The organism is Oleiphilus sp. HI0067, assembly GCF_001635735.1.
In genome coordinates, this window is sequence record NZ_LWFI01000936.1 from 1 (window position 1) to 1706 (window position 1706).

General features: G+C 46.7%; 2 protein-coding genes and 1 pseudogene. All 3 read left to right on the forward strand.

The features are described from left to right. Positions 1-206, forward strand: a pseudogene (locus A3739_RS11600) (proline/glycine betaine ABC transporter permease); the annotation flags it as partial. A gap of 2 nt (positions 207-208) precedes the next feature. Continuing rightward, positions 209-1396 carry a glycine betaine/L-proline ABC transporter ATP-binding protein gene (locus tag A3739_RS11605; RefSeq protein ID WP_068478291.1) on the forward strand — a complete coding sequence of 396 codons (1188 nt, stop codon included), beginning with the start codon at positions 209-211 and terminating at the stop codon, positions 1394-1396. A gap of 60 nt (positions 1397-1456) precedes the next feature. After that, positions 1457-1706, forward strand: a 250-nt coding sequence (locus tag A3739_RS11610; RefSeq protein ID WP_156502550.1) for an HDOD domain-containing protein, incomplete at its 3' end; no start/stop codon positions are given.

The window sequence follows — 1706 nt, forward strand, 5'->3', positions numbered from 1 at the left end:
TTATGATGGCGCTGGCAATGGTCGTGATAGCATCAATGATTGGTGTTGCAGGCTTAGGGCAGCAGGTCTTGCGTTCGATTAACAACCAGTTCTTTGCTTTGGGCTTATTTAACGGTATCGCGATCGTGGTGCTGGCAATCATCTTTGATCGGGTATCTCAAGCGTATGCGAAACGCTCTCAAGCACATCTTGGGGGGCAGCAATGAACATGAGTGATACCTTCATTGAAATTAAATCGCTCTACAAGCTTTTCGGTGATCAAGCTGAAAAACATATGGATCTTGTTTTACAGGGGAAAACCAAAGCAGAGATTCTTGAAAAAACTGGACATACGCTTGGTCTTAAAGACATTAACATGGAGATCAAACGGGGTGAGATCTTCGTAATTATGGGGCTTTCTGGTTCTGGAAAGTCGACCTTAATTCGTCACTTTAACCGTCTGATTGAACCGAGTGCAGGGCAGATCATGTTTGATGGTGACGACGTGATGAAGCTTGATGCGAAACAGCTTCAGGAATTTCGTCGAACACGCATGTCGATGGTGTTTCAGCACTTTGGTTTGTTACCCCATAATTCGGTGATCGATAACGTCGCCTTTGGTTTGAAAACACAGGGCGTTGCGAAAGCTGAGCGACTACAGAAGGCTAAACAATGGTTAGCTGACGTCGGTTTAGAAGGGTATGAGGGACTATACCCATCACAGCTTTCAGGCGGTCAGCAGCAACGTGTTGGTCTAGCGCGAGCTTTGTGCACCGACCCAGATGTATTGTTGATGGACGAGGCTTTTTCTGCATTGGACCCTCTGATTAGAAGCGAGATGCAGGATCAATTGATTCATCTGCAAGAAAAACTCCACAAGACAATCGTTTTTATTACCCATGATTTGGACGAAGCCTTGCGTGTTGGTGATCGAATCGCGATTCTCAAAGATGGTGAGCTGGTTCAAGTCGGCGAGCCTAGTGAAATTCTTCTGCAACCCGCTGACGCCTATGTAGAAGCGTTTGTGCAAGACGTGAATCGAGCACGTGCTCTGACTGTTGAAAACGTGATGAAATCGCCAATGAATCGTATTACTGCAACTACGATCGGCGAGGCCTTAGAGCAAATGCGTAATATGCCGAAAGACTATGCCTACGTTGAATCGGATGATGGCTTTGAGGGAACTGTTCTGCAAGAGACCTTGGAGCAAGCTGTTGATAGCGAAGACGTATGTAGTTCAGAGCCTCTGACTGACGAGTACTTTGAAGAAACGGTTGAGATCTCACCTGACTCTCTTCTAGAAGAAGTTATTCCTGAAACACTCGACACTAGTCACCCTTTAGCTGTAGTCAGTGAGGAGGGAGAGCTTGAAGGTGTCTTGTCGAGAAAACGTTTAGCGAAAATTTTAGGTAGATAAACGCGTAGTCGAAAACTTGGACTAAACTCAGCTCAGTTTTAGTCCAAGCGAGGCCCGACGTTGATTACGGAAGAACAACAAGACGATGCGATATTCGAGTTATCTGCCGACTTGCGCGAAGTGGGTAAACAGATACTCAAGCTGCTGAGAAAAGGCGCTGTTGATGTGCCGCTCTTTCCCAAAATCGCAACGGACGTTATGCGTCTCGCAAAGTCTCCAGACACTGACGCAGCGACCTTAGCGGACTTAATTCAACGCCACACTACGCTGGCGGGGCACGTCATCCGTGTTGCTAATTCACCACTTTATA